This is a genomic window from Desulfonatronospira thiodismutans ASO3-1 (assembly GCF_000174435.1).
Classification (GTDB): domain Bacteria; phylum Desulfobacterota; class Desulfovibrionia; order Desulfovibrionales; family Desulfonatronovibrionaceae; genus Desulfonatronospira; species Desulfonatronospira thiodismutans.
Genome location: NZ_ACJN02000002.1, coordinates 951,277 through 976,066, shown reverse-complemented (window position 1 = coordinate 976,066; position 24,790 = coordinate 951,277). Strand labels below are relative to the sequence as shown.

At 54.6% G+C, this 24,790-nt stretch carries 21 protein-coding genes; 1 reads left to right on the top strand and 20 read right to left on the bottom strand.

What is annotated here, in order from left to right:
- Nucleotides 1-8: 8 nt before the first annotated feature.
- The 4 genes from fmt to hisS form a co-directional block, all read right to left on the bottom strand.
- The gene (gene fmt, locus DTHIO_RS10635) at nt 9-965 is read right to left on the bottom strand and encodes a methionyl-tRNA formyltransferase (protein ID WP_008870302.1); all 957 of its coding nucleotides are present in this window, start codon (nt 963-965) and stop codon (nt 9-11) included.
- Nucleotides 941-1,450, bottom strand: a complete 510-nt coding sequence (def, locus tag DTHIO_RS10630; RefSeq protein WP_008870301.1) for a peptide deformylase — start codon at nt 1,448-1,450, stop codon at nt 941-943. Before def ends, fmt begins: the two co-directional genes overlap by 25 nt.
- 417 nt (nt 1,451-1,867) lie before the next feature.
- Complete coding sequence (gene aspS / locus DTHIO_RS10625) at nt 1,868-3,679, bottom strand: aspartate--tRNA ligase (RefSeq protein ID WP_008870300.1); 1,812 nt, start codon at nt 3,677-3,679, stop codon at nt 1,868-1,870.
- Between the two features lie 41 nt (nt 3,680-3,720).
- Nucleotides 3,721-4,980, bottom strand: coding sequence for a histidine--tRNA ligase (gene hisS / locus DTHIO_RS10620; RefSeq protein WP_008870299.1), 1,260 nt, complete (start codon nt 4,978-4,980; stop codon nt 3,721-3,723).
- A 245-nt stretch (nt 4,981-5,225) separates the two neighbouring features.
- Between hisS and DTHIO_RS10615 the strand changes: the two genes are divergently transcribed.
- A complete protein-coding gene (locus tag DTHIO_RS10615; RefSeq protein WP_008870298.1) occupies nt 5,226-5,927 on the top strand; it encodes a molybdopterin-guanine dinucleotide biosynthesis protein MobB in 702 nt (233 codons plus the stop codon).
- 26 nt (nt 5,928-5,953) lie between these two features.
- On the opposite strand, the gene DTHIO_RS10610 is transcribed toward DTHIO_RS10615, so the two are convergent.
- The 16 genes from DTHIO_RS10610 to purM form a co-directional block, all read right to left on the bottom strand.
- Nucleotides 5,954-6,613, bottom strand: a complete 660-nt coding sequence (locus tag DTHIO_RS10610; RefSeq protein ID WP_008870297.1) for a hypothetical protein — start codon at nt 6,611-6,613, stop codon at nt 5,954-5,956.
- A gap of 354 nt (nt 6,614-6,967) precedes the next feature.
- A complete protein-coding gene (locus DTHIO_RS10605) occupies nt 6,968-8,707 on the bottom strand; it encodes an aldehyde ferredoxin oxidoreductase family protein (protein WP_008870296.1) in 1,740 nt (579 codons plus the stop codon).
- 147 nt (nt 8,708-8,854) lie between these two features.
- Nucleotides 8,855-9,325, bottom strand: coding sequence for a ferritin-like domain-containing protein (locus DTHIO_RS10600; protein ID WP_008870295.1), 471 nt, complete (start codon nt 9,323-9,325; stop codon nt 8,855-8,857).
- A gap of 31 nt (nt 9,326-9,356) precedes the next feature.
- Nucleotides 9,357-10,211 carry an FAD/NAD(P)-binding protein gene (locus DTHIO_RS10595; protein ID WP_008870294.1) on the bottom strand — a complete coding sequence of 285 codons (855 nt, stop codon included), beginning with the start codon at nt 10,209-10,211 and terminating at the stop codon, nt 9,357-9,359.
- Nucleotides 10,208-11,278: a 4Fe-4S dicluster domain-containing protein gene (locus DTHIO_RS10590; RefSeq protein ID WP_008870293.1), complete on the bottom strand. Its 1,071-nt coding sequence runs from the start codon at nt 11,276-11,278 to the stop codon at nt 10,208-10,210. Before DTHIO_RS10590 ends, DTHIO_RS10595 begins: the two co-directional genes overlap by 4 nt.
- Nucleotides 11,278-12,234 carry a 4Fe-4S dicluster domain-containing protein gene (locus tag DTHIO_RS10585; RefSeq protein ID WP_008870292.1) on the bottom strand — a complete coding sequence of 319 codons (957 nt, stop codon included), beginning with the start codon at nt 12,232-12,234 and terminating at the stop codon, nt 11,278-11,280. The genes DTHIO_RS10590 and DTHIO_RS10585 overlap by 1 nt, the downstream gene beginning before the upstream one ends.
- Nucleotides 12,235-12,436: 202 nt before the next feature.
- Nucleotides 12,437-12,895, bottom strand: coding sequence for a hydrogenase iron-sulfur subunit (locus DTHIO_RS10580; protein ID WP_008870291.1), 459 nt, complete (start codon nt 12,893-12,895; stop codon nt 12,437-12,439).
- On the bottom strand, nt 12,883-14,841 hold the full coding sequence (locus tag DTHIO_RS10575) for a CoB--CoM heterodisulfide reductase iron-sulfur subunit A family protein (RefSeq protein WP_008870290.1): 1,959 nt from the start codon (nt 14,839-14,841) through the stop codon (nt 12,883-12,885). The genes DTHIO_RS10580 and DTHIO_RS10575 overlap by 13 nt, the downstream gene beginning before the upstream one ends.
- Nucleotides 14,838-15,776: a CoB--CoM heterodisulfide reductase iron-sulfur subunit B family protein gene (locus DTHIO_RS10570; protein WP_008870289.1), complete on the bottom strand. Its 939-nt coding sequence runs from the start codon at nt 15,774-15,776 to the stop codon at nt 14,838-14,840. Before DTHIO_RS10570 ends, DTHIO_RS10575 begins: the two co-directional genes overlap by 4 nt.
- The gene (locus DTHIO_RS10565; protein ID WP_008870288.1) at nt 15,773-16,333 is read right to left on the bottom strand and encodes a 4Fe-4S dicluster domain-containing protein; all 561 of its coding nucleotides are present in this window, start codon (nt 16,331-16,333) and stop codon (nt 15,773-15,775) included. Before DTHIO_RS10565 ends, DTHIO_RS10570 begins: the two co-directional genes overlap by 4 nt.
- 189 nt (nt 16,334-16,522) lie before the next feature.
- Complete coding sequence (locus DTHIO_RS10560; RefSeq protein ID WP_008870287.1) at nt 16,523-17,704, bottom strand: iron-containing alcohol dehydrogenase; 1,182 nt, start codon at nt 17,702-17,704, stop codon at nt 16,523-16,525.
- A 398-nt stretch (nt 17,705-18,102) separates the two neighbouring features.
- Nucleotides 18,103-19,452, bottom strand: a complete 1,350-nt coding sequence (locus tag DTHIO_RS10555) for a sigma-54-dependent transcriptional regulator (protein ID WP_008870286.1) — start codon at nt 19,450-19,452, stop codon at nt 18,103-18,105.
- A gap of 1 nt (nt 19,453) precedes the next feature.
- The gene (locus DTHIO_RS10550; protein WP_008870285.1) at nt 19,454-20,656 is read right to left on the bottom strand and encodes a two-component system sensor histidine kinase NtrB; all 1,203 of its coding nucleotides are present in this window, start codon (nt 20,654-20,656) and stop codon (nt 19,454-19,456) included.
- The gene (locus DTHIO_RS10545; protein ID WP_008870284.1) at nt 20,656-21,807 is read right to left on the bottom strand and encodes an iron-containing alcohol dehydrogenase; all 1,152 of its coding nucleotides are present in this window, start codon (nt 21,805-21,807) and stop codon (nt 20,656-20,658) included. The genes DTHIO_RS10550 and DTHIO_RS10545 overlap by 1 nt, the downstream gene beginning before the upstream one ends.
- An 82-nt stretch (nt 21,808-21,889) precedes the next feature.
- Nucleotides 21,890-23,434, bottom strand: coding sequence for a hypothetical protein (locus DTHIO_RS10540; RefSeq protein ID WP_008870283.1), 1,545 nt, complete (start codon nt 23,432-23,434; stop codon nt 21,890-21,892).
- 270 nt (nt 23,435-23,704) lie between these two features.
- Nucleotides 23,705-24,751 (bottom strand): phosphoribosylformylglycinamidine cyclo-ligase, encoded by a 1,047-nt coding sequence (purM, locus tag DTHIO_RS10535; RefSeq protein WP_008870282.1) that lies wholly within the window; start codon nt 24,749-24,751, stop codon nt 23,705-23,707.
- Nucleotides 24,752-24,790 lie beyond the last annotated feature (39 nt).

The following is a 24,790-nucleotide window of genomic DNA, read 5'->3' as shown; positions in this document are numbered from 1 at the left end:
CTAGACATTCAGTCCCGGCATTGCTGCATGAAGCCGCAGTAAAAGCTGCGGGCGGACATTTCTCTGCTGTTTTCAGGCTTTACCCTGTCTGTAAGATACATTTTATCCCTGCAGGCAATGGCCAGATGCTCATCTTCCAGACCCGCCACAGTGCCCGGGTTTATTTCCGGGGGCCTGTCCCCGCCGACCCTGCCCGGGTAGACCTTCAGGCGAATGGTCTTTCCAGATGGACTGGTCCAGTCAAAATAAGCCCCTGGCCAGGGATACATGCCCCGGATCTGGTCGTGAATTTCCTTTGCCGGCCTGTCCCAGATTATGCGGCCCTCTTCCTTGGTAAGCTTGGCCGCATAGGTGGCCTGATCATGATCCTGCGGGACAGGATCAATCTTTCCATGCTTCAATGCTTCCAGTGTTTTGACCACAAGATCCCCGCCCAGGAGGGCCAGCTTGTCATGCAGGCTCTGAGCGGTATCCTGTTCTTCTATGGCCAGGGACTCCTCCATGAGCACCGGCCCCTCGTCCATGCCGGGAGTAAGGCGCATTATGCTGATGCCGGTCCTGCTGCGGCCTTCTATGATGGCTCTCTGGATGGGGGCTGCCCCCCTGTACAGGGGCAGAAGGGAGGCATGCACATTGATGGGCATCTCGGAGGCGGTGTCTAGAACAGCAGAGGGAAGGATCAGACCGTAGGCCGCCACCACCAGATAGTCCGGTCGGAAATCAGCCAGTTTTTCCACTTCTTCCAGAGATTTGAAATTGGGAGGTTGAAGCACCGGCAGACAACGATCCAGAGCCAGTTCCTTCACCGGGGAGAAGGAAAGCCTGCGCCCGCGTCCACTGGGACGGTCCGGCTGGCAGTAAACCCCCACTACTGCACCCCCGGGCCACTGCAGCAACTTTTCCAGCACAATCCGGGCAAACTCCGGAGTGCCCATGAAGACTATTCTTTTTTGTTTTCCAGCCATTTTTTTACTTTTTTATCATACATGGCCCTTTTAAGCCGGCTGATATGGTCAATAAACAGTATGCCGTTGAGATGATCTATCTCGTGCTGCAGACATACAGCCCAGAGATCCTCTCCTTCGTGGATCACTTCCTCTCCCTGCAGGTTCAGGGCTCTTACCTTAACTTTCCTGGCCCGGCAGACCCTGGTCTGGTAACCCGCAACACTCAGGCAGCCCTCCTCGGTGGTGGTCTCATCCTCGGAAGCGATAATCTCCGGATTTATGTAGGTAAAAAGGTCTTCCTGGTTGTCAGGCCCGCTTAAGTCCACTGTCACCACTCTCAGGGACTCTCCCACCTGGGGGGCGGCCAGCCCGATACCTCTGTGTTCATACATGAGCCTGGCCATGTCCCGGGAAAGATCAATTATATAATCGTCGATCTTTTCCACAGGCCTGGCCTTCTGGGTCAGAATCTTATCCGGGTATGTATGTATCTTTCTGGACATAATCAGTCTCTAATGCGGGCCATGTCCGCAACCCAAGCGAAAAAGTTACCAACATGGCAACTATTCAACCCCTGCGGGCGAAAAGCCAGGGTCCGGAGGTTCGGCAAACAGGGTCCCGCACTTACTTTCTTATGTCTGCCCAACTTTCAAAACAAGATTTGCCAGAAAGTAAGTGCGGGATTTGAGCGACGCGTAATCACGCCTGTGGCGTGATTAATCAAAACCGTAAAACACCGAACCTGATTCAAAGCATGTTATAGGAAATATCCTGGTTATCAAACCCGTGTGTAGGTTTTGATTCACGCTTCCTTGGAGCGAGTTTTTACGTCCTGTTTGCCGAATTTCCGGACCACTGGAACTCATATCATTAAAGTGAACAGCTACCCAACATGGTTGTTTGAAATTTGTGCTAAGCGCCTATTCCTCCGGCTTTTTTTCCGCCTCCCTCAGGCGGATGCCCAGCTCTCTGAGCTGACGGTTGGATACTGCTGCCGGGGCCTCGGTCATAAGACAGGAAGCCTTCTGGGTCTTGGGAAAGGCGATTACGTCCCGAATGGAAGAGCACCCGGCCATGAGCATCACTAAGCGGTCCAGACCGAAAGCGATCCCCCCATGCGGCGGAGCCCCGTAATCCAGGGCCTGCAAAAGAAACCCGAACTTGTTCCTGGACTCCTCCAGGTCCATGCCCAGGGCCTTGAACATTCTCTCCTGGTCCTCCCGGGTATGCAGGCGGATGGATCCTCCCCCCACCTCCTGGCCGTTTATGACCATGTCGTAAGCCCGGGCCAGGGCCTGTCCCGGCTCTTTTTCCAGAAGATCCATGTGTCCGTCCTTGGGCGAGGTGAAAGGGTGATGCCTGGCCATCCATCTCTTTTCCTCCCCGTCCCATTCCAGGAGGGGAAAATCCATGATCCAGATGGGTGCAAAGGTATCTCTGGGAATGAGCCCGAATCTTTCACCCAGCTTCAAACGCAGATAGCCCAGGGAGTTGTTCACCACCTCCGGGGACGCAGCCTGAAAGAAAACAATATCCCCGGCCTCCAGTCCCAGGGCCTCTGTCAGCCCGCTGCACTCCTCCCGGCTCAAAAACTTGGCAATGGGGGACTGCCATTCGTCCTCCTTTATCTTGATCCAGGCCAGCCCCTTGGCCCCGTAAATACCTACAAAATCAGTATACTCGTCGATTTCCCTGCGGCTTAGCTCTGCTCCTCCGGGCACGCGCAGGGCCTTGACCAGCTCAGCCCTGGCAAACAGGTTGAAACCTGAGCCGCGCACCACGTCAGTAACATCCTTGAGAGTCAAATCAAAGCGCACGTCCGGACGGTCCAGACCATAGTCAGCAATGGCCCGGGAATAGTCAAGCCTCTGAAAGGGGGTCTCAAGCTCCACGTCCAGGACTTCCTTGAACAGCCGGGCAATCATGTTTTCCGATTCAGACATGACCCCTTCTTCTTCCACAAAGGACATCTCCATGTCCACCTGGGTGAACTCCGGCTGGCGATCCGCCCGCAGATCCTCGTCCCGGAAACACTTGACCACCTGGTAGTAGCGGTCCATGCCCGCGCACATGAGCAGCTGCTTAAATAGCTGCGGAGACTGGGGCAGAGCATAGAAATGCCCCTGACTCAAGCGGCTGGGAACAAGGAAGTCCCTGGCTCCCTCCGGGGTGCTCCTGGTCAGAACCGGGGTTTCCACTTCCGTGAAGCCTGAACTGTGCAGAAAATTTCTAATCTCATGCACCACCTGGCTGCGAAGTCGCAGATTTCCGGCCACCGCCGGCCGCCTCAGATCCAGATAACGATGCTTGAGCCGCAGGTTCTCTGCCGCCTCAGCCCTGTCTTCTATGAGGAAAGGAGGAGTTCTGGAGCGGTTCAACAGCTTGAATTCCCTGACCGCGACTTCAATATCGCCGGTGTACAGGTTGGGATTGATCATATCCTCCGGCCTTCTGCGCACCACCCCCTTTACAGCCAGGACATACTCGCTGCGCAGGGCGTGAGCGTCTTCCAGAGCCTGCGCACTTACATCCGGGGTGAAAACCACCTGGGTCAGACCGTCCCTGTCCCTTAAGTCGATAAAAATAAGTCCGCCATGATCCCGGCGGTACTGCACCCAGCCCATGAGGCACACTTCCCTGTCGTCATGTTCCAGGGTCAGATCATTGCATCCATGAGATCTCACCCACCACCCCAGGGGCTGGGTCTCGAGCTTGCTTCTGGCTTCATCCATTGTGTTTTGTTCCTGTATGGAGTTGAGGTTTGTACTGAAAATTACCTGGGCTGAAATACAAGGCCCAGAGCCTGTTCTGCATCGTCCTGACTCACGGCCCGCTGCACACCCGTGGACATATCCTTGACCTGAACCTGGTTTTTATGCATTTCATCCAGGCCCAGCAATAGACATGTCTTGACGTTTTTCTTGTTGGCCTGGCGCAGATGGCTCTTTACGCTTCTTACCTGAAAGCTCATCTCGCCGCGGTACCCTTTGCTGCGCAGCCTTCTTACCATAAGCATGGCCTTATCCAGGGCATCTTCGTGCAGAACCGCCATATAAAAATCCATGGGTCTTTCCTGGATACCCTGCAGCAGAAGCGCCAGGCGCTCCATGCCGCAGGCAAAGCCGATGCCCGGCACCTCCGGACCACCCAGGACCTTAACCAGGCCATCATACCTGCCCCCTCCGGCCACGGCTGACTGAGAGCCGATATCGTTGGAAATGACCTCAAAAGTAGTCCTTTGATAATAATCCAGACCCCGCACCAGGAACGGGTTCAGCTCATAGTAAATGTCAAAACTCTTGAGAATACCCAGCACCCGGTCAAAATGTTCTTTGCATTCCGGACACAGGTTGTCCACAATTCTTGGAGCCTCTGAAGCCACCTCCCGGCAGCCCGCGGCCTTGCAGTCCAGAACCCTCAGGGGATTGGATCCGGCCCGGCGCTGGCAGTCCTCGCAAAAAACGTCTCTGTTTATACCCTCCAGAAAGCTCTTGAGTTTTGCATCAAAGCCTGGACGGCAGGCCGGACATCCCAGGGAATTGATCTCCAGAACAAGCTCTTTGAGGCCCAGGGACTGAAGATATCCCCAGAGCATGGACAGAATCTCGGCATCGGCATACGGTGAATCCTCTCCCAGCATTTCCGCGTTTACCTGGTGAAACTGGCGGGTCCTTCCTTTTTGGGGCCGTTCGTACCTGAACATGGGACCCAGGGTGAAAAACCTGCTGACATTCCCGGAACTGGCTGCAGGACTGTCGATATAGGCCCGGATAACCCCGGCGGTGGCCTCGGGGCGCATGGTCAGGCTTCTGCCTCTGCGGTCAGGGAATATGTACATTTCTTTCTGGACCACATCCGTATCCTGGCCTATGGACCGGGCGAAAAGCTCTGTCTGCTCCAGAATCGGGGTGCGCAGTTCCTGGTAGGCGTACCTGGCAAATATCTCCCTGGCCTTGTCTTCCATGAAAGTATAAGAAGTGCTTTCGGGAGGAAAAAGATCAAAAAAGCCTTTGATTTTGTTCACTCTGCTCATGCTTGTTCTTTTTTTCTCCGACTGGACAGCCGGGACTGGGGATAGTAAAAAAGCTGAATTAAATAAATCCGGCTGACACCTCCAGCGAAGATTATCAGTAAACCTCCGGGGCTGTCCCGCATCTAGTTGGAATTTCGAAATATTTATTGTGCTTAAATACAGATAACTTACTTGTTTTACGCTCACGTAAACTTTTTAATGTTAGAGCAAGTATTGTTAAATGTCAAAACTTCAGAGGAGCACAGATGATCCAGGCTCTATCCATCGTGGGATACAAAAAGAGCGGCAAAACCGGTCTTATGCTCAAGCTGGCCAAAGAACTTCAGAAAAGAGACATAAAGGTGGCTGCAGCCAAGTTTTCCGAACACGGCTTTGACCAGGACAACACGGACACGGCCCAGATGTCTTCCGTGGTCAGGGAAGTTATCGGCTTGAGCAGGGAACAGTCATTTTTCCACTGGCAGGAAAAAAAATACCTGCCGGACCTCATACCCCTTCTGCAAGCAAAAATGCTCCTGGTGGAGGGAGGAAAACATCTGGGATGGCTGCCGCGGGTGCTGGTTTTAAAAAAGCCGGCTGATGCGGAAGCCCTGGACAGGGGACTGGCCGTAGCCACGTGGGGAAAGATAAAGACCCATTACCTGCCTCATGCCGGCAGCATCCAGGACCTGGCGGACATTGTGCAGTCCAGGGGATTCGCCCTGCCCGGCCTGGACTGCGGCACCTGCGGCCGGGAAACATGCCTGGACCTGGCCCGGGAGATGGTCGCGGGAAAAGCCGGCATTCAGGACTGCCAGGCCATGCACTCCAGGATGAAGGTCACCGTAAACAACCAGGAACTGGCCATGAACCCCTTTGTGGAAAGGATCATAACTAAGTCCATCCAGGGCATGCTCTCGGAGCTGAAAGGCTACTCCCCGGGAAAAATAAACATATCCATTGAATGATCAGACGCAGCGTGTGGCAGGCGGTATTACTCTTTTTCCCCGGAAACCACCCGCAAAAAGACTTCACCTTCGGGTATATTCAAAGATTCAAGGTTGCCCTGTTCCACAGTCAGTTCTGAACTCTGAAATTTTACGCTTTTCAGCTCCGAAAAAAACTTGTCCGGCCTGGATTTGAAAAACTGCATCAGGTCACTGGAAGACAGAATTATTCCCTGATGCAGAAACAGTCCGGCCAGGTCCCGTCCCACTGCATTGTAAAGGCGCACCTGGATGCGAAAGGAAATATCCTGCTCTGAGTCAGTTTCCTCTTCCTGGCGGCTGGACAGGGAGATGCCCTCGCGCATGCGCTTGAAATAGCCGTCCCGGCGCATGGTGGCTCCCACAAGCCCCGGCATGGCTGCAGAAAGTGCCAGCCTGCATCCGGGCCTGATGGTAGCCTGATCAATATCGTCCACTGCTGATCCATCCAGAAAGATGGTCTGCAGGCTCTTTTCGGTATAAACTCCGCATACTCCTACCAGTTCGCAGAGGAACTCCCGCAGGGAGCATACCTTTGGCACCGGCATGAAAAATCCCTGCTGCAACAGCAGACTGAACTGCTCCGGGGCCTCATGTTCAAGCATCAACACAGGCAGACCAAACATGTCTTTGCAATATGGTTCGGGGTACTTGGCTGTATAAGTCATGGCTGTTTCCAGAAAAAATGTAACTATTCACAATCTGATAAAAATGGGCAACCTATGCACAACGCTGATATCCAGGGTCCGGGGGCTTTGCAAACTGGGCGTAAACTGTCTGAACGACGCGTAGTCACGCCTGTGGCGTGATTAATCAAAACCGTAAAACACCGAACATGATTTAGAGCAGGTTATATAAGTTGTTCTGGTTTAAAAACTCGTGTAAAGGTTTTGATCTACGCTTCATAGGAGTGAGTTTTTACGTCCTGTTTGCGAAGTCCTCGGACACTGGTGAAAGGTTTTGAAAAAAGAAGGAAGGCCCTGGAGCCTTCCTTCTTTTTAATATGTATTTTTCAATACTGATTAGAAGTTATATACACTGTCCAGTTCTTTGTCCGGTACGTCAAAAACAACGTTGTGCGGAGCTAGGGGTTCGCGGGAGAAGTACCTGGGCAGACGGTCGTGTGCAGGACCGAAACCGGCCTTCTCGTTGAATTCCTTCTCCATCTTGAGGATCTTCTGGCCCAGGGCCACTACGTCATCACCGGTCATATCCAGTCCGTACATATGATTGATGGTCTGAACCATGGCCTCAAATGTCTCGCCCTGATCCAGGATGGCAAAGGCCACGAACAGGCAGAAGCCGGTGGAATCCAGGGCTGCAGTGGCTATCTGCAGGTTGCGGGACAGCTCGGCCTGGCCTCCGGTCTGCAGGGGATCCACGTCTCCGCCCACCTTGAGGATGTTGGCGGTGACTGCATACCCGGCCGTGTGGTCAGCTCCCTGGGTGGTGGTGGCGTAGGTCACCCCGATACCCTTGACCGAACGGGGGTCATAGGCAGGAAGAGCCTGGCCCTTGACCACAGGTGCATGCTCCATGCCGTAGCAGCGGGCGGTTGTGGCGGCCCCGGCGCCCAGGATACGCCCCAGGGGTGTGCCTTTGCCCACTTCGTGCACCAGGTTTATAGCCCCTTCAGCATCACCGAATTCGATTACGCCTGCCTCCATGGCCACGCCTATGGTCACGCCCATCTCTATGGTATCCAGTCCGTAATGATCATCCAGGTAGTCCAGCCTGGCAATGGCGTCCAGGTCGTCGATGCCGCAGTTGCCGCCGTGGGACCAGACAGTCTCGTATTCCGGCTGCTTGGACATGTAATTGCCGTCCTTGTCTGTGTATATACCGGAGCACTGGATGATGCAGCCCCGGTGGCAGCCGTGTGTGGGCTGACCGCCTTCGCGGTTTTTCATGTTTTCGGCCTGCAGCTCCCCGGACAGGTTCTGGGCGTGTTTATAACGGCCTTCCCTGAAGTTGTACGTGGGGTAGCCTCCGGCCTCGTTTAAGATATTGGTGAGCACGTTGGTGCCGTAGGTGGGCAGTCCCTGGCCGGTGACTGCGTGGGCCTTGAGGCCTTCAACAAACTTCTTGTTGGACTCCTTGAACTCGTCCGGGCGGACAGGCTTGCGGGTCTTGGCACCAGAAGCATCCACAACAATGCACTTGATACCCTTGGAACCCATGACAGCTCCTACACCGCCGCGGCCGCAATGCCTGGTGGGCCTGAATTCCGGGTCGGTGACGGCTATGGAAGAGTTGGACATGCGCATCTCCCCGGCAGTACCGATAGAGATGACCGAAACCTTTTCCCCGTGCACCGGTTTTAGCTTGTCGATGAGGTCGTAGTTGGCCAGCATTTTCAGATCGTTGGCCTTTTCCAGGCTGACGCCCTGGTCGTTGATGACCACTTTGTACATGTCCTCTCCCTGGCGCTCACCTTCCAGGATAACCGCGGCATAGCCCAGTCTGGCCAGGGCCTGGGACCCTGTTCCGCCGGCGTTGGACTCCTTGATGGTACCGGTAAGGGGGCTTTTGCAGCCAACGGACATGCGTCCGGATGAAGAAGCAGCCGATCCGCTCATGAGTCCCGGAGCAATAACCAGTTTGTTCTCCGGTCCCAGGGGGTGGCAATCCGGGGGAACCTCTTTGTAGACCACTGAAGTGGTCATGCCGCGTCCGCCCATTCCGGCATAGTCGCCTATGGGCTCTTCTGTAGCCTTGGGACCGCCCGGGGCCCCAACATCGATTCTCAAGATCTTGTCCATGAAAATACCTCCTTCAAAGGGTTGAGTCTTTATGCAGTTGCCTGTTTATGCCTGTATCATACCTTGAGTATTCCGGCTGCAGGGCAAAGCAGTGCAGGCATGGTCATGCTCATGCCTTTGCAGTCCGGGTAAACGCCTGAAAATATTCTACGTCAACATGCTGGACAGCTGACGCAGATGGGAACGCTCCTCATCTATGCACTGCTGAACGAACTTTTTCTCCGATTCCGGTACAAGCTCGCGCATCTCCATGAAGAAAAGGATAGTATCCTTTTCAAACCCCATGGCCAGTCTTATGGCCTCGTTCTCATCACCGGCTTCAGTCAGCCTTTTCTGAAGATCCGGGGAAAATATTGAGTGAGAATCAATGAGTGCAGACAGGTACTGGCTGTATTCATCGCTGGTGCTCCAGGCCGGCAGTTCTGTCTTGCCCAGGCGCTCCTTGAACTTTGCAAAAATCTCCTCGTGCCTGGATTCCTCCTTGGCAAAATACAGAAAAAAATCCTTGGCATCCGGGTTTTTGGCCGCTTCTGCGGCTCTGGTATAAAAGGCCTGCCCCTGTTGTTCAATATTTACGGCTGCTTCGACGATCTCCGCCGCCTTGAAAAAACCGGCCATCTTATTCTCCTTGATTCAATTACTGGTTCGCCTAAAGTTCATTGGGCAGGGCCCGAAGCTGTTCGTAGCTGAACACGGGTCCGTCCACGCATACATAACTGGTGCCGATATTGCATCTGCCGCAAAGTCCTATGCCGCATTTCATGCGCTTTTCCAGGGTGGTGATTATCTGGTTGTCCTCGAAGCCCAGCTTTTTCAGGGCCTGCAGGGTAAACTTGATCATTATGGGCGGACCGCAGGTCACAGCTATGGCATTTTGTGGCGTGGGAGCCATTTCCAGAAGTACGTTGGGAATAAGTCCCACCCGGTGTTCCCAGCCCTCGGCCTCGTTGTCGATGGTCAGCACCGTTTCCAGGTCCTTTCTCTCCAGCCAGTCCGGAAGCTCGTAACTAAAAGCCATGTCCTGAGGACTGCGCGCCCCGTAAAGCAGCTGAATCCGGCCGTAGTCGTCGCGGTTGTCCAGCATGAACAGAAGCAGGGTGCGCAAAGGGGCCATGCCTATACCTCCGCCCACTATCAAGATATCCTTGCCCTTCATGGACTCATAGGGAAAGTAGTTGCCCAGGGGGGCACGCACCCCTATGCGGTCTCCTTTGGTCAGGCTGTGCAGTTTGGTGGTCACTTCTCCGGCGCGCATGACGCTGAACTGCAGATACTCCTTGCGCGTGGGCGGTGAGTTGATGACAAAGGTGGCCTCTCCAGTGCCGAAAACTGATAGCTGTCCCACCTGGCCGGGTTCAAAGCTGAAATCCTGCATGCGGCTGTCTCCGTCCAGGACCACCCGGAAAGTCATTATATTGTGCGTCTCCTGGATGGTCTCCACAATGGTGCCCAGTTCCGGCAGGTAGGGGTTATTTTCTGTCAGATACTGCTGAATGTCCATCATTTTCCGGCCTCCTCGCCAGTCTCGGTCTGATGCTCCATGGCCCTGATGACAATTTCACGGATGTCCACGCTCACGGGGCAGTGCTTGATGCAGCGCCCGCACCCGCAGCAGGCGATCATACCCTGATGCAGTTCGGGATAATAGCTGAACTTGTGCCCCACCCTGTTGCGCAGTCGATGCGCCTTGGTGGGCCGGGGATTGTGGCCGCTGGCCTCCAGGGTGAACTGAAAAGACATGCAGTTGTCCCAGGACCTTATGCGGCTGCCCTGCATTCCGGCACTTTCATCAGTGATGTTGAAGCAGTAGCAGGTGGGGCAGAGGTAGGTACAGGCCCCGCAGCTGATGCACTTGGCCGAGACGTCTTCCCAGAAGTCCAGGTCATCAAATATGGCCAGCAGTTTTTCCCGGGCCGGAGTAAAATCCCGGGGCTCGCCCATGTCCTTGAGGGCCTTGTCCCGGAGCTCCCGGGCCTTGCCCGCTTTGTCTCCTGCCGCCTCCAGAAGGGAACTGCCGAGCATTTCCCCGCCTTTGTCCGTAACCGCCTCAGCTACGTATCCATTGTCCACCGGGGTGAGCAGGATGTCTGAACCTGCAGTGTCTCCGGGTCCGGAACCCACACTGTGGCAGAAGCAGGAATTCTCGTGACTTACACAGGCCACCGAAGCAAATATGGTGGATTCACGCCTGACCCGGTAATAGGGATCCATGTAGTAGCCCTGGGTATACACCGGATCAAAGATGACAAACCCTCTGGACCCGCAGGGCCTGGCCCCGAAAACCAGGGTCTTTTGAGGTTGTGCCCGGGGACCTATTTCCACGTCGGTCTGGGCCGGGTCCTCTGGATTTTTGCGGTATGTATAGGCAAAAAGCTCCTCGCTGGCTGGAAAAACCGCTTCCTTGGGAGGCAGTGTGGGCTGGCCCTCCAGCCTGATTTCAGTTCCGGTCTGATAGGGTCTGAAAACCACAGCCTCACCTTCCTGTACCGGGGCAAGTACCTGCATCTGCTGGGACAACTCGTCCAGCCACTTGCCAAGCTTGTCCTGGGATATGTATTTGGCCTCTGCCATTACCAACCTCTCTCGTTGATATTCTCTTCCTCAACTTTGAAAGAGAGAAGCGGCGCAGTCTCGTTGGGATCAACACCGGCTTCGTAGTTGAAAAGCTCCCTGGCCTCCCTGTTGAGCTTGCGCTTCAGGGCCATAATGGGGATATCCATGGGACAGGCCCGCTGGCATTCGCCGCACTCAACGCAGCGTCCGGCCAGGTGCATGGCATGGATCACCTGAAACATCCACTTCTCCCGCACGGAATCTTCCTGGGTCAGCCACTGGGGCTGTCTGCTCTGGGCCACGCAATGATCCCGGCATACGCACATGGGACAGGCATTGCGGCAGGCATAACAGCGGATGCAGCGATGCATCTCCCGCTCCCAGTGTTGGAAACGCTCCTCCAGGGACAGGGACTCCAGTTCCTCAACATCCTGGTATTTATCTTCCGAGGCATGAGGTTCAATGGGCTGCCCTGCAAAATGGTCATAGAGCATGGCGTTGGGGTAGCGGCACCTGGCGCACTTGTCCGCCAGAACATCCTTTAAGGCCAGGTCTCTTTCTTCACCGTTGACCTTTACTTTCAGGGACGAGTCCTGGATCTGCACTTCCCTTACCAGGCCGGTGTTGCCCAGGTGCTTCTGCACCTTGACCATGTCCACCACTCCCTGGCAGGGAAAGCCGAATATGACCACGTTTTCCCTGTCTATTAGACCTTCCTGCAATAGCTGGATGACCGCCCGGCTGTCGCAGCCCTTGACCACCAGCCCGACTTTTTTGCCTTTAAATCCGGTCAGGTAGGTGGCGGTATTGTGCACTGCCAGAGGGCCCAGTTCCAGTCGCTCCACGTCCTGGGCCTTGCGCATGAAAAGCGGAGTGGCGTGCAGGGGGTCAAACCCTCTTTCCCAGCCGATGACCATGTCTAAGTCCGGCAGGGCTGTTTTTATCTGCTCTTTGAGCTCCGTGATAACAGTCACTTTGTGCTCCTTAGTTTCTATCCGGAAAGTCTTTCTTTCCGGATATTGAAATCTATTGGTTTTCTTTCCTTAAACGAGGAATTTTTTCTTTTGGCAAGGAAATCAAACAAATTATGAGGAGGCGTATCTTAATACGTTGACGAATAATTGTGCAGATTGACGCCGCCAAAGGGAAAAATAACCGTTTAAGGATGAAAACTCCTTAAGACTGTGGCGCGGTGGCCGGGTTCTCGTCCTGGAAAGCCCCGAAGCGCGGGGCGGGTCCCAGTTCGTGTATCTGCTCTGTAAACTTGGTCACCACTGTCTGCCAGCGCTGGCCCTCGGATGCCGACACCCAGGTATATTCAAAACGCCTGGGCTCGATGCCCATGGTGGACAGCAGACGCTGAAACATTTCCAGCCTGCGCCGGGCGTAGAAATTGCCCTCGGCATAATGGCAGTCCCGGGGATGACATCCCGATACCAGCACCCCGTCGGCCCCGTTTAAAAGGGCTCTGGCTATAAACAGCGGATTGATACGCCCTGAGCAGGGCACCCGGATAATGCGCAGATCCGTGGGCTGGCTGAAGCGCCCCACCCCGGCGGTATCAGCCCCGCCGTAAGAGCACCAGTTGCACAGAAAGCCTATGATGCGTAATTCATTCTGGTTTAAGGCTGACATAAGGCGTTCACCTCGGCTAGAATCTGGTTGTCTGTAAAATGGGACAGCTGAATGGCTCCCTGGGGACAGGTGGCTGTGCATATTCCGCAACCCTGGCAAACGGTCTCAATAACCTCGGCCTTGGGCTGGCCCCTGAAATCCACTTCCTTGACCGCACCAAAGGGACATACCTGTATGCACTTGCCGCAGCCTATGCAGCGGTTGATATCCACCATGGAAATCACCGGGTCGTTTTCTAACTTGTCCTTGGCGAACATGGCCAGCACCTTGGAGGCAGCAGCACTGCCCTGGGCTACAGAGGCCGGAATATCCTTGGGTCCCTGGCAGGCTCCGGCCAGGTAGACCCCGGCGGTATTGGTCTCCACCGGGCGCAGCTTGGGATGACTTTCCATGTAAAAGCCGTAGGTGTCATAAGAAATACGCAGCTTCTCAGCCAGCTGGGGCGCGCCAACTGCCGCCTCGGCCCCGGCCGCCAGAACCACCAGATCCGCCTCCAGCTCCACCTGGGTGCCAAGCAGGGTATCTGCTCCGCGGACCACGTATTTGTCCCCCTTGGGGTAGATCATGGAAACCCGGCCCCGCACGTACTGAGTACCGTATTCCTCCATGGCCCGCCTGGTGAACTCGTCATACATCTTGCCCGGGGCACGGATATCCATATAAAACACATAAGAGTCGGAATCCGGGATATGATCCTTGGTCAAAATGGCCTGCTTGGCCGTATACATACAGCAGAAACCCGAACAGTACGGCCGGCCCACGCTTTTATCCCTGGAGCCGACACACTGGACAAAAACCACGGTCTTGGGTTCCCTGCCATCAGATGGACGTTTGACGTGCCCGCCCGTGGGGCCGGAGGCCGACAGGAGACGCTCATACTGCAGGCTGGTGATTACATCCGGCAGCCTTCCGCCGCCGTATTCCCCGTACTTGCTGATGTCGAATACATCATAGCCGGTGGCTGCTACGATAGCTCCCACCTGCTCCGTGACAAACTCTTCCTGCTGCTCAAAATCAATGGCCTTGGTGGGGCAGAGCTTGGCGCAGACGCTGCATTTGCCCTTGGTGAACTGGCGGCAGAAATCCGGGTCGATGACCGCTTTTTTGGGGATGGCCTGGGGAAAGGGGATGTTTATGGCCGTGGTCTTGCCCAGGTTTTCATTGAAATAGTCCGTGGACTTCTTGGCCGGGCACTTTTCCATGCACAGTCCGCAGCCGGTACACAGATCCCAGTTGACGTAAGCCGGCTTTTTTTTGATCTTGACTTCAAAATTGCCCACATAGCCGCCTACTTCTTCCACCTCGGACATGGCGTACAGGGTGATCTTGGGATGTTGAGCCACGTCCACCATCTTGGGGCCAAGGATGCAGCTGCTGCAGTCCACAGTGGGAAAGGTCTTGTCCAGTTTGGCCATTTTGCCGCCTATGGTGGATCTTTTCTCCACCAGGACCACTTCCCGGTCCCCGTCGGCACAGTCCAGTGCAGCCTGGATGCCAGCCACTCCGCCTCCCACAACAAGCACCCGCTTGTTGATTTCAAACTGCTTGGGATACAGGGGCTGGTTGCGCCTGAGCTTTTCCGCAGCGATGCGGGTCAACTCGATGGCCTTGTTGGTATTGGCCTCCATGTCCTTGCCGATCCAGGAGACGTGCTCGCGGATATTGGCCATTTCAAACATGTAACGGTTAAGTCCTGCCCGCTCCACTGTGCGCCTGAAGGTGGGCTCGTGCATCCTCGGGGTGCACGAGGCCACTACCACGCCGTCCAGTCCTTTTTCCCTGATGGCCTCAACGATAGCGTCCTGACCGGGTTCGGAACAGGCATACATGGTATCAGAGGCAAAGGTGACTTCCGGAAACTCCATGGCGGCTTTGGCGACTCTGGCCGTGTCAACTGTTCCGGCGATATTGCTGCCGCAGTGGCAGACAAACACTCCTATTTTCATGAGTTCTCCTTGGTCTCAGGCTTTTTCTTGCCAGCGCTCTTGGATACGGGCTCTTGTTCCCTGTTGCTGCGCATGGCGTCAAAAGCGATACTTGGCTTGACGCAAAGTTTGGAAAGCCCCAGTTCTTTCTGGGGCAGGCCCAGGGCCACCCCTATCAGCTGGGTGTAGTAAAAAACGGGCATGTTGAATTCTTTGCCCATTACGGATGCAGCCTGGCCCTGACGCAGGTCCAGGTTCATCTGACACAGGGGGCAGGCAGTGACCATGGCATGTGCTCCCAATGCCTGAGCCGTATCCAGGAGTCTGCCCGACAGGGTGGCCACTACGTCCTTGCGAGGTATACCGAAAGAGGCCCCGCAGCATTCCACCTTGAGGGGGAAAGGCAGGACTTCAGCCCCCAGGGCCTGCATGAGCCGGTCCATGGCCATGGGATGCTCGTGATCGTCGAACTGCATCACCTCCGGAGGCCGGTTCATGATACAGCCGTAATAAGTAGCCACTTTGAGACCGCGCAGGGGTTTTTCCGGCAGTCTTTCCGCCAGCTCCCGGCTGCCCACTTCCTCGTCCAGGATCTGCAGGACGGATTTTACGGGCATGGTGCGCTGTACAGGCTTTTCCAGAAGGTTGTTCACTTTATGGCGAAACCCGCGGTCACTCAAACGATGCACAGTGCCTTTAAGATTGGAAAGACAGCTGGGACACGGAGTGATCATGGCCTCGGCCTCCATCTCCTCTGCCAGGGCCAGGTTGCGCCCGGACAAAGCCGATGAAAGCAGATGATCCACTGTATGAGCCGGGGTGGAGCCACAACAGCTCCAGTCATTAATATCCATCAGATTTATCCCCAGGGCTTTACATACGGCCCTGGTGGATTTGTCGTACTCCATGGACGTGCCCAGACCGGAGCACCCCGGGTAGTAGGCGAAATTTCTCATTTATGCGCCTCCTCCCTGAAGCGTTTGAATATCTGGGCAACCTTGTCCCGGCCCTCTATCTTATGGGGTCTTATGGACAGCTTGCCCTTGGGAAGCATCTTGGGGGCCAGGTCCACGTCTGTCCAGACCCGGCCGGTCCTGGTTATGTATCTGGTCAAAAGCCCCATCTCAAAGACCCGGCCGTGTTTTTCCACCGAATCCAGAAAGCTGTCCCAGAATTTCTTCACTTTCTGCTCGGATACATATCCTTCCCGCCTGGCCATATGGCGCAGCACGTCCATGATGGTGGCCACGTCGATCTCGTTGGGACACCTGGTAGTGCAGGATTCGCAGGTGGCGCAGAGCCAGATGGACCTCGAAGAAAGAATCTTCTGTTTCTGACCGGCCTGCAAAAGGCGCATGATCTGGCTCACCGGGATATCGTACACAAAAGTGTACGGGCACCCGGCGGTACAGTTGCCGCACTGATAACACAGGCGCACATTCTGTCCGCTTTCCTCCTCCACTTTGGCGATGAATTCGTTATCGCTGGAGGCGTGAATATCAACAACTTCCATGATTTCTCCCGGCAAATGATGATTAACCTGATTCCTTATTGTGCTCTCAGGTGGTTGTGTGAAATGATAGACCAAGTAATATACAGACTGCCCTGCCTTGTGTAAAGCTTCACAAAACCACGCAAGTTCACAAAAAATCCAGGCAGCCGGCCGCAGGGACCGGACTGCCTGGAACAGGTCAAGGGGTTATTACAGAGCGGCCTCGAAAATCGCTTCCACATCCTTGTCAGTGGGGCAGCGGGGATTGGTGAATCCGCAGGCGTCTTTCTGAGCGTTGGCGGTCATGGTCTTGATGTCCTCTTTCTTGACATCTTTGCCGTAGCGCTTGCCCAGCTCGATGAGACCAGAGGGAATGCCTACGTCCTTGGACAGCTTTCTGATGCCTTCCAGGGCCTTTTCAGCGGCTTCACGCCGTCCCAGGCCTTCGATGTTTTCGCCCATGAGTTCGGCCATGGTGATGAAGCGGTCCATCTTGGCAATGAGGTTGAACTGTTCGACATGGGGCAGCAGGATAGCATTGCACTCGCCGTGGGGCAGGTCATAGAAGCCGCCCAGCTGATGAGCCATGGCATGTACGTGACCCAGGCTTGCGTTGTTGAAAGCCATACCTGCCAGATATTGAGCGTAGCACATGCCTTCGCGGGCGTCTACGTCCTGGCCGTTGGCCACTGCAGGGCGCAGGTACTGGAATATGAGGCTGATGGCCTTTTCGGCGCAGGCATCGGTCATGGGGGTTGCTGCCTGGGATACGTAGGCCTCCACTGCGTGGGTCAGGGCGTCCATGCCGGTGGCTGCGGTCAGTGCCGGGGGCATGCCCATCATGAGCAGGGGGTCGTCAACTGCTACGCCGGGGGTGCAGCGCCAGTCGACTATGGCCATCTTCACCTTGCGGGAAGTGTCGGTGATGATGCAGAACCTGGTCATCTCGGAAGCGGTCCCTGCTGTGGTATTTACAGCAACGTAGGGCAGAAAGGGCTTTTCGGACTTGTCAATGCCCTCGAAATCATGGATCTTGCCGCCGTTGGAGACCACAAGGCCGATGCCTTTTCCGCAGTCATGGGAGCTTCCGCCGCCCAGGGTGATGACGCTGTCGCAATTGTTTTTCTTGAAGACTTCAACACCGTCGTGGACGTTGTTGTCAGTGGGGTTGGGAATGGTATCGTCGTAAACGACGCAGTCCATGCCTTCGGCTTTGAGCAGGCTTGTGATCTGCTCGGTGATGCCTGCGGCGGTGATGCCCTTGTCTGCTACTACCAGGGGCTTGTTGCCGCCCAGGGCCTTTATCTTTGCGGGTACTTCCTTGTGAGCGCCCAGGCCGATGAGGGTAACACTGGGGATAAAAAAACCATAAACCTGTTCACGTACTGCCATAACAATCACCATCCTTTTGGGTTAAATAAATTGAATAAATAAAAAACGCTGCACCTGCTTCAAACAGCAACTATTGATCTTTATGTCAGCAACATGCATGCCACAAAAATAATCAATTTATTTCAAAATGTTAAACTGAATAAACCTGTGAAGAGTGGTTCTTTTGAAGGACGGTGACAGGACAGGCAGCGCTGAAAAGCCTGTAAAAGGGAATGGCTCAGGAAAAAAACCAGTTATTTCAAAGCATTCATTTTTAGTGATTTTTTGATACGCCCAAAACCGCCTTTTGGGTCAAAAAGATACAGTTTCAAGGTCACATATTATGAAAGAACCGCCCGTTGATTCCAATACAAGCCGGAGGCAGCACCAGCCCTTGAATCAGGGGCTCAGCCCATACGCTACTCCAGCTGGTATTCCTTCATCTTGCGATAAAGGGTCTTCCTTCCTATCCCCATGGCCTTGGATGCCTGCTGGCGATTGCCCTGGAAGTAGCTGAGAACTCGGGATATATGGTTTTTTTCAGCCAGGCGCAGGGAAAAGATACCCTCCTGCCTTCCCTGCTCGTGAGCGTCCAGGGTCTTTTCCACCAGTTCCCTGGGCAGGGACCTTTCGGTGATGTTGCCCTGTTCAGCCAGGATCATGCTGCGCTCCAGCACGTTTCGAAGCTCGCGCACATTGCCGGGCCAGGAGTAGTTCATCAGGCAGTTCATGGCCTTGTCCGTAACGCGGTAGTCTGTGATGGAAGTATTCAGGCTGGACAGAAAATGCTCCACCAGCAGGGGTATGTCTTCCAGGCGGTCCCGCAGTGGAGGAGTCTCGATATTAAAAACGTTTATGCGGTGCAGAAGGGCTTCCTGAAACCTGCCCTCCTCCACCTCGGTATACAGGTTGCGGCTTGTGGCGAAAATAAAACGGACATCTATGCTGCGCTCTTCTTTTTCTCCCACCCGGCGATATGTCCTGTTTTCCAGGACCCTCAACAGGGACGCCTGGACTTCCAGGGGCAGTTCTCCTATTTCGTCCAGGAAGAGAGTGCCCTTGTGGGCATAGGCCATAAGCCCATCGCTGGATTCAGTGGCCCCGGTAAAGGAACCCTTGACGTGCCCGAAAAGCTCGGTGCGGGCCAGCTCTTTCACTAAGGAGGCGCAGTTTTTTACGATATAGGGCTTGTCCGCACGCTGACTGCCGTGATGAATGGCCTGGGCCGCCACATCCTTGCCCACCCCGCTTTCTCCGGTAAGCAGTACCGGCACCTCGGCGGGGGCGACCTTGTCTACGAGGTAGCGGATGTGTTTTATGCTTTCAGAGGCCCCAACCATCCTGTGCGTCCGGTTGTTGCCGGAGTAAAGCCGGTAACTGCGGTTTTCACGCTGCATGCAGGCCCTCTGCCAGGCCCTTTCTATAACCAGTTCCAGCTTGTCCAGATTGAAGGGTTTGGTGATATAGTCATAAGCCCCCAGCTTCATGGCCCTGACTGCATTATCGATATTGCCGTGGCCGGTGATAAGAATAATCTCCACATCCTGCATACGCTCCTTGAACTCGGTATACAGATCCAGACCGTCACCATCCGGCAGACAGATATCTAAAAGGACAACATCAAACACGTTCTTCCGGATTAGCTGACGGGCCTGGGAGGCGGAGGAGGCAGTGGAGATGCTTCTTTCCGGTGTGGCGAACTCCTTTTTGAAAAGGGTCAGAATGGACTGCTCATCATCCACTACCAGCACTGAGTACTGCTTGGTCATATCACTCTATAGAGGGGTTTAAAGGAAGACATACCGTAAACCTGGAACCTTTGCCCGGCTCACTGGTCACGGATATCTCTCCCCCGTGACTTTCGACGATATTATAACAGGAGGCCAGGCCTATACCAATGCCTTTGCCCACGGGCTTGGTGGTGAAAAAGGGCTCAAACAGCTTATCCATCTTGTCCGGATCAATGCCGCAGCCGTCATCCTCCACGCACAGGCAGACTTCGTTTTCATGCTCAAAGGCCGAGGTCTTGATGGTGATCAGCCCCTTGTCCTGGATGGCATCCTTGGCGTTCACCAGCAGGTTCAGTATTACCTGTTTCAGCTGAGACTCGTCTGCATTGATCAGGGGCAGACCGTCCTGCAGATCCAGTTTGACCTTGAGCCCTTTACGCTTGCGCAGGCTATGATCCACCAGGCGCAGGGTCTCGTTTACCACCCGGTTGAGATTGATGGGAGAAAACGAGAAATGCTTGGGCCGACTGAAGGTCAGCAGAGTCTGGATAATCTTCTGGCAGCGCTTGCATTCCTTGAGGATGATGTCTGTGTATTCCCGGAAATCCTGGGCCAGTTCAGGATCGACGCTTTTTTCAATGCGCGGAATACGCCGGCGCAGCCCTTCGGCGAACCCGTTTATGGCAGCCATGGGGTTGTTGACTTCATGGGCCACTCCAGCAGCCAGCATGCCTATGGTGGCCATTTTTTCCACCTGATAGTACTTGGCCTGGTACTCCTTTTCCAGGGTCACGTCGCGCTTGAATATAAGAACCCGGTTTTCTTCCCATTCCTTATTTTTCAGGGGCGAAGCCACCATTTCAAACTGCAGGTTGCGGCCTCCCAGCTTGAATATGGCTGTATCCCGGCATACGGAATCAGTGGCCATGGAACGGAAAGCCGGGCATTCCGGGCAGGGATAATCTTCGCCGCGAAAAAGCTGGTAGCAGAATTTGCCTTCGGGCCGGGGTTCGTCAAAAAATTCATGAAAAACATGGTTGACTGAAATTATGCGCAGATTTTCCGAAAGAACCATCATGACATCGGTAATGCCGTCCAGGATAGCTGCGATTTCTCTTCGGCGCTCCTCGGATTTTCTGTTGGCTTCTTTGAGCTCTTCAATCTTCTGGCGCAGCTCCTGAAAAAAACCCAGTTTGCTGTGTTCGATGCCCACAAGATCATTTAGATCAGGAGTCTTCTGCATCACCAGGCCTCCTGGCATATGGAAAAAAGATCTTCCCATCCGGCCTTGCGCGGATTGGTCAGCATACAGGCATCATGCACCGCCATTTTGCAGATCTGTTCCAGCCTGGATGCATCCGGGACAATGTCGCGCAGGTGTACCGGAATACCAAGTCCTGCAAAGAGCTCTTCCAGCCTGGATATGCCCTCCTGCCCCTGGTCGCTGGAACAGGTAGTGCAGGAGCCCTGCACGATGCGCCCGATAATGCACATCTTTTCCGGACAGGCAGGCAGGTTGTAGCGCATGACCGAAGGCAGCACTATGGGGTGCACCAGCCCGTGCAGGGTATCAAAGATTCCTCCTAAGGAATGGGCCAGGGCGTGCCCTATGCCCAGGCCGGCATTGCTGAAGGACATGCCCGCCGCAGTGCTGGCTATGGAAAGCTGCTCCATGGCTTCGCAGCTTCGCGACTCCAGGGCCGGCTGAAGGTATGCGGCTATGAGCTCAATGGCCTTCATGGCCTGGTTTTCGGTGAATGGCGAGGCCAGAGGGGAGACATAGGATTCGATGGCATGGGCCAGGGCGTCCACGGCCGAAGCCACCACCATCTCGTCGCTCTTGGTCATGAGCAGGTCCGGGTCTATAATGGACACATTGGGCACCAGTGAGCGGCTGATGATGGACATCTTTACCTGGCGCTCCACATCAGTGATGATGCAGAACTGGGAAATATCCGATCCGCTGCCTGCATTGGAGGGTATAAATATCATGGGCGGAAGGGGCCGCATTATCTTGTTGGCCCCCTCATAGTCCCCTATCCTGCCGCCGTTGCCCACAATGGTGCCGATACCCTTGGCCGTATCCATGGGACTGCCCCCGCCAAGGGATATTATGACATCAGCCTTTTCCCGGTCATAAATTTTTGCTCCCTCATGCACCTGGTAGTCCCTGGGGTTGGAGTCCACCTGGTCAAAAGGAATATAATCCAGATTGTCGTCCTTGAGTATTTCCTGAACATGTCCGGCCCATCCCGAGTGTATGAGCCCCTCATCCGTGACCAGAAGTGCCCTTTTAGCGCCCAGGCGCATGGCGCACTGGGCCACGTAGCGCAGACTGCCGTGCCCGAAAATGATCTCCGGGATGGCGAATTTTGTGATTCTGTTTTCAGACATCTATATCCGTTTTACTTTGCCGGATCCTTTCAGGAATCCTGTTGTGAATTTAACTGGAATACAGACTTTAATTCATTGGAACCTATATCGCAAGCATGGAATAAATTATTCCTAGAAGTCCTATCAGGGCTATAATATATACCGGTTTTCTGGGCATTGACCCGTCTTTTTCCATAGCCTTGCCGAACATGAAAAACACCAGCGGATGCACCAGGAAGGGCATGGAAAAGATAAACGGTATCATCAGGGACGCCTCCTCACCGAACATGCCTCCCTGGGTGGCTGCGAACAGCCCGAAATGGGATATGCCCGAAGAAACCGCCATGGCTGTAAAATCCAGGGACATGCTGGCTAAGCTGAGAAGAGTAAAGCCCCCGAAAACTGCACAGAGCTGCCAGCCAAAAGAAAACTGCATCAGTCCCTTGACCTCTTTTGCATCTTCACCCCCGGCATTCTTCATGGTCCTCATGGAGAGAACCGTAAGAACAACACCCGCCAGAACTATGATAAAGGACGGCAAAAGCATGAGACTGCCCTTTTGAGCGCTCATGGCCAGCACGGAAAAGACGAATATATGCCCGAAAAACGGTACATTGATCATGATGGGGGCGCGGTAGGCCGCGGTTTTGCCCAAATCTCCAGCGGTACAGGCACCGGTAAGACCCGAGTGGGAAAGTCCGCCGGCCATGCCCGGGGCCAGGTTCCTGGCCATGTCGGTCTTGCCGAAGAGCATGAGCAGGGCTATGCCTCCAAACATCCAGAACATCTGCCCGAAAAACCCGTAAGCCAACACCGCGTTCATGCCGGTAATGGCAAAGGCCTCTTCAATGCGCGACCCTCCGATCATGAAGTTGGCCGCCAGCACCACCGGAATGCCTGCAAACAGAAGGGCCCTGATGGTCGGCCCGAATTGCCAGCGATACATGAGCGCTCCCAGACCGGCTGCAATGACCATGGAAAAGAATATCTGGGGCAGGGCTATCAGGGGCTCTATCCACATGGCTACGGTATAGGAACCGATAAGAATCCCCAGAATGGCGACTATCTCCACCAGACCCATCTTGATGTAGCGCCTTTTATTGGTCACCTGGGCCTTGTGATCTATAAGTATCACAGCCCCCACCAGGCCCAGATAGGCGATAATGGGGTAAAAACGGCTTAGATCTCCAGCTCCCATTCCCACTATCAACCTGTACAGGGCTTCTATGCCCACCAGGAGGAAAAAGGCCCGGACAATAAAGATAAGCTGAGTTCTGCCGGTACCCAGTATAGTCTCTTCCTTGGAGGGAGTCACCATTTCATCAGGTTCGAGCTTGATCCCCCCCAAAATCTTTCGAAGCTCCTGTCCGCCCACGAAGAACGACACCGTCAGAGCCACTATGGTGGTACGGCTTATGAGATCGATGAGGGAAAACTGCGGCAGCCCAGGGGTGCTGACCCCGCTGGCCACCAGGACATAACCCATGGTCAGGCCGAAAACGACAATGATAAGTATCGGGGAATAGCGTGTTCCGGCAACAGCCGTCCTGGCCACCAGGACCATGGGAATAAGCAGAAACAGGGAGAGAAAGAACTGGTTGAGCATCTGCAGATTGGCAATCTGGTCAACTAAATGGGTGGTATCCATTGTTAGCCCTCGCATGATTTTGGTTTAGCGGTGGAAAAAACCTGAAGAGAAAGGCTGTTTAATCCAGATCGGGTTGTGTGACAATCAAAAAATCAGCACATCAATAACTGTAAATGCATAGTCACGTCATCAAGGGTGCATTTTAGCGGTTCCAGCCTGAAAAAACCGGCATTGCGGGCGGAAACTAAAAAGAGGGTGAAGAGCAGGAAGGTGGTGCCGGCAATAAAAGGGGAAAACTTGTTTTCATCCGGACAGCAAGGCCGCAGACCGTCAAAAATCCATCACAACAGTATCGCCGTCAGCCAGGGCCCCGGTGATACGCCCTATCTCCCAGGCCGGGCAGCCCATGCCTGCCAGTCTGGAGCAGACCTCCTCACTGTCCCCGGGGGAGACAACCATTACATAACCTATGCCGCAGTTGAATATCTGCAGCATGTCCTCCCAGTTCATCCGGCCCTGCTCTCTGACCCAGTGCATTACCGGAGGGATATCCCAGCTGCCGAAGTTGATCCTGGCCCCCAGCCCGCGGTGCAGTATCCTGGGAATATTGTCGTAAAAACCTCCGCCGGTGATATGCGCCATTCCCTTGATGCGGATATCGCGCATCAGCCCCTTGACCTCTGCGGTATAGATCCTGGTGGGCTGCAGAAGAACTTCGCGGACTTCACTGGAAGTCCCGGGAAAAATATCCTCGCCTTTCAAGCCCGACTGAGTAAGAAGCTTGCGCACCAGGGAAAAACCATTTGAGTGCAGACCGCTGGAAGCAAGGCCGATAATCACGTCGTCGCGCCTTATTTCTCCGCCGTCCACTATCCTGGAGTCGTCAACCACTCCCACGCAGAAACCGGAAAGATCATATTCCCCCGGCGGATAAAAATCGGGCATTTCAGCGGTCTCACCCCCCAAAAGAGCACAGCCGGCCTGAATACACCCCTGGGCTACTCCCTTTACGATCTCTTCACCCTGCCTGGTATCGAGTTTACCGGTGGCCAGGTAATCCAGAAAAAACAAGGGCTTTGCTCCCTGCACCAGGACATCGTTGACAGACATGGCCACCAGGTCGATACCTATGGTATCGTGACGGTCAAAGAGGAAAGCAAGCTTCAGCTTGGTCCCCACCCCATCGGTGGAGGCAACCAGTACAGGTTCCTGGAGCTCGTTCATATCAAGCTTGAACAGTCCGCCGAATCCGCCGATATCGTTGATAACCCCCTTGACATGGGTTTGGGCCACCATGCTTTTGATACTCTCCACAAACCGGCCTGCTTTTTCCGTATCCACTCCGGCCTGCTGGTAAGCCTCTCCTCTCCTGGTCATAAAATCTCCTGAAATAATTGAAAAAATCTGCCTTCCCAG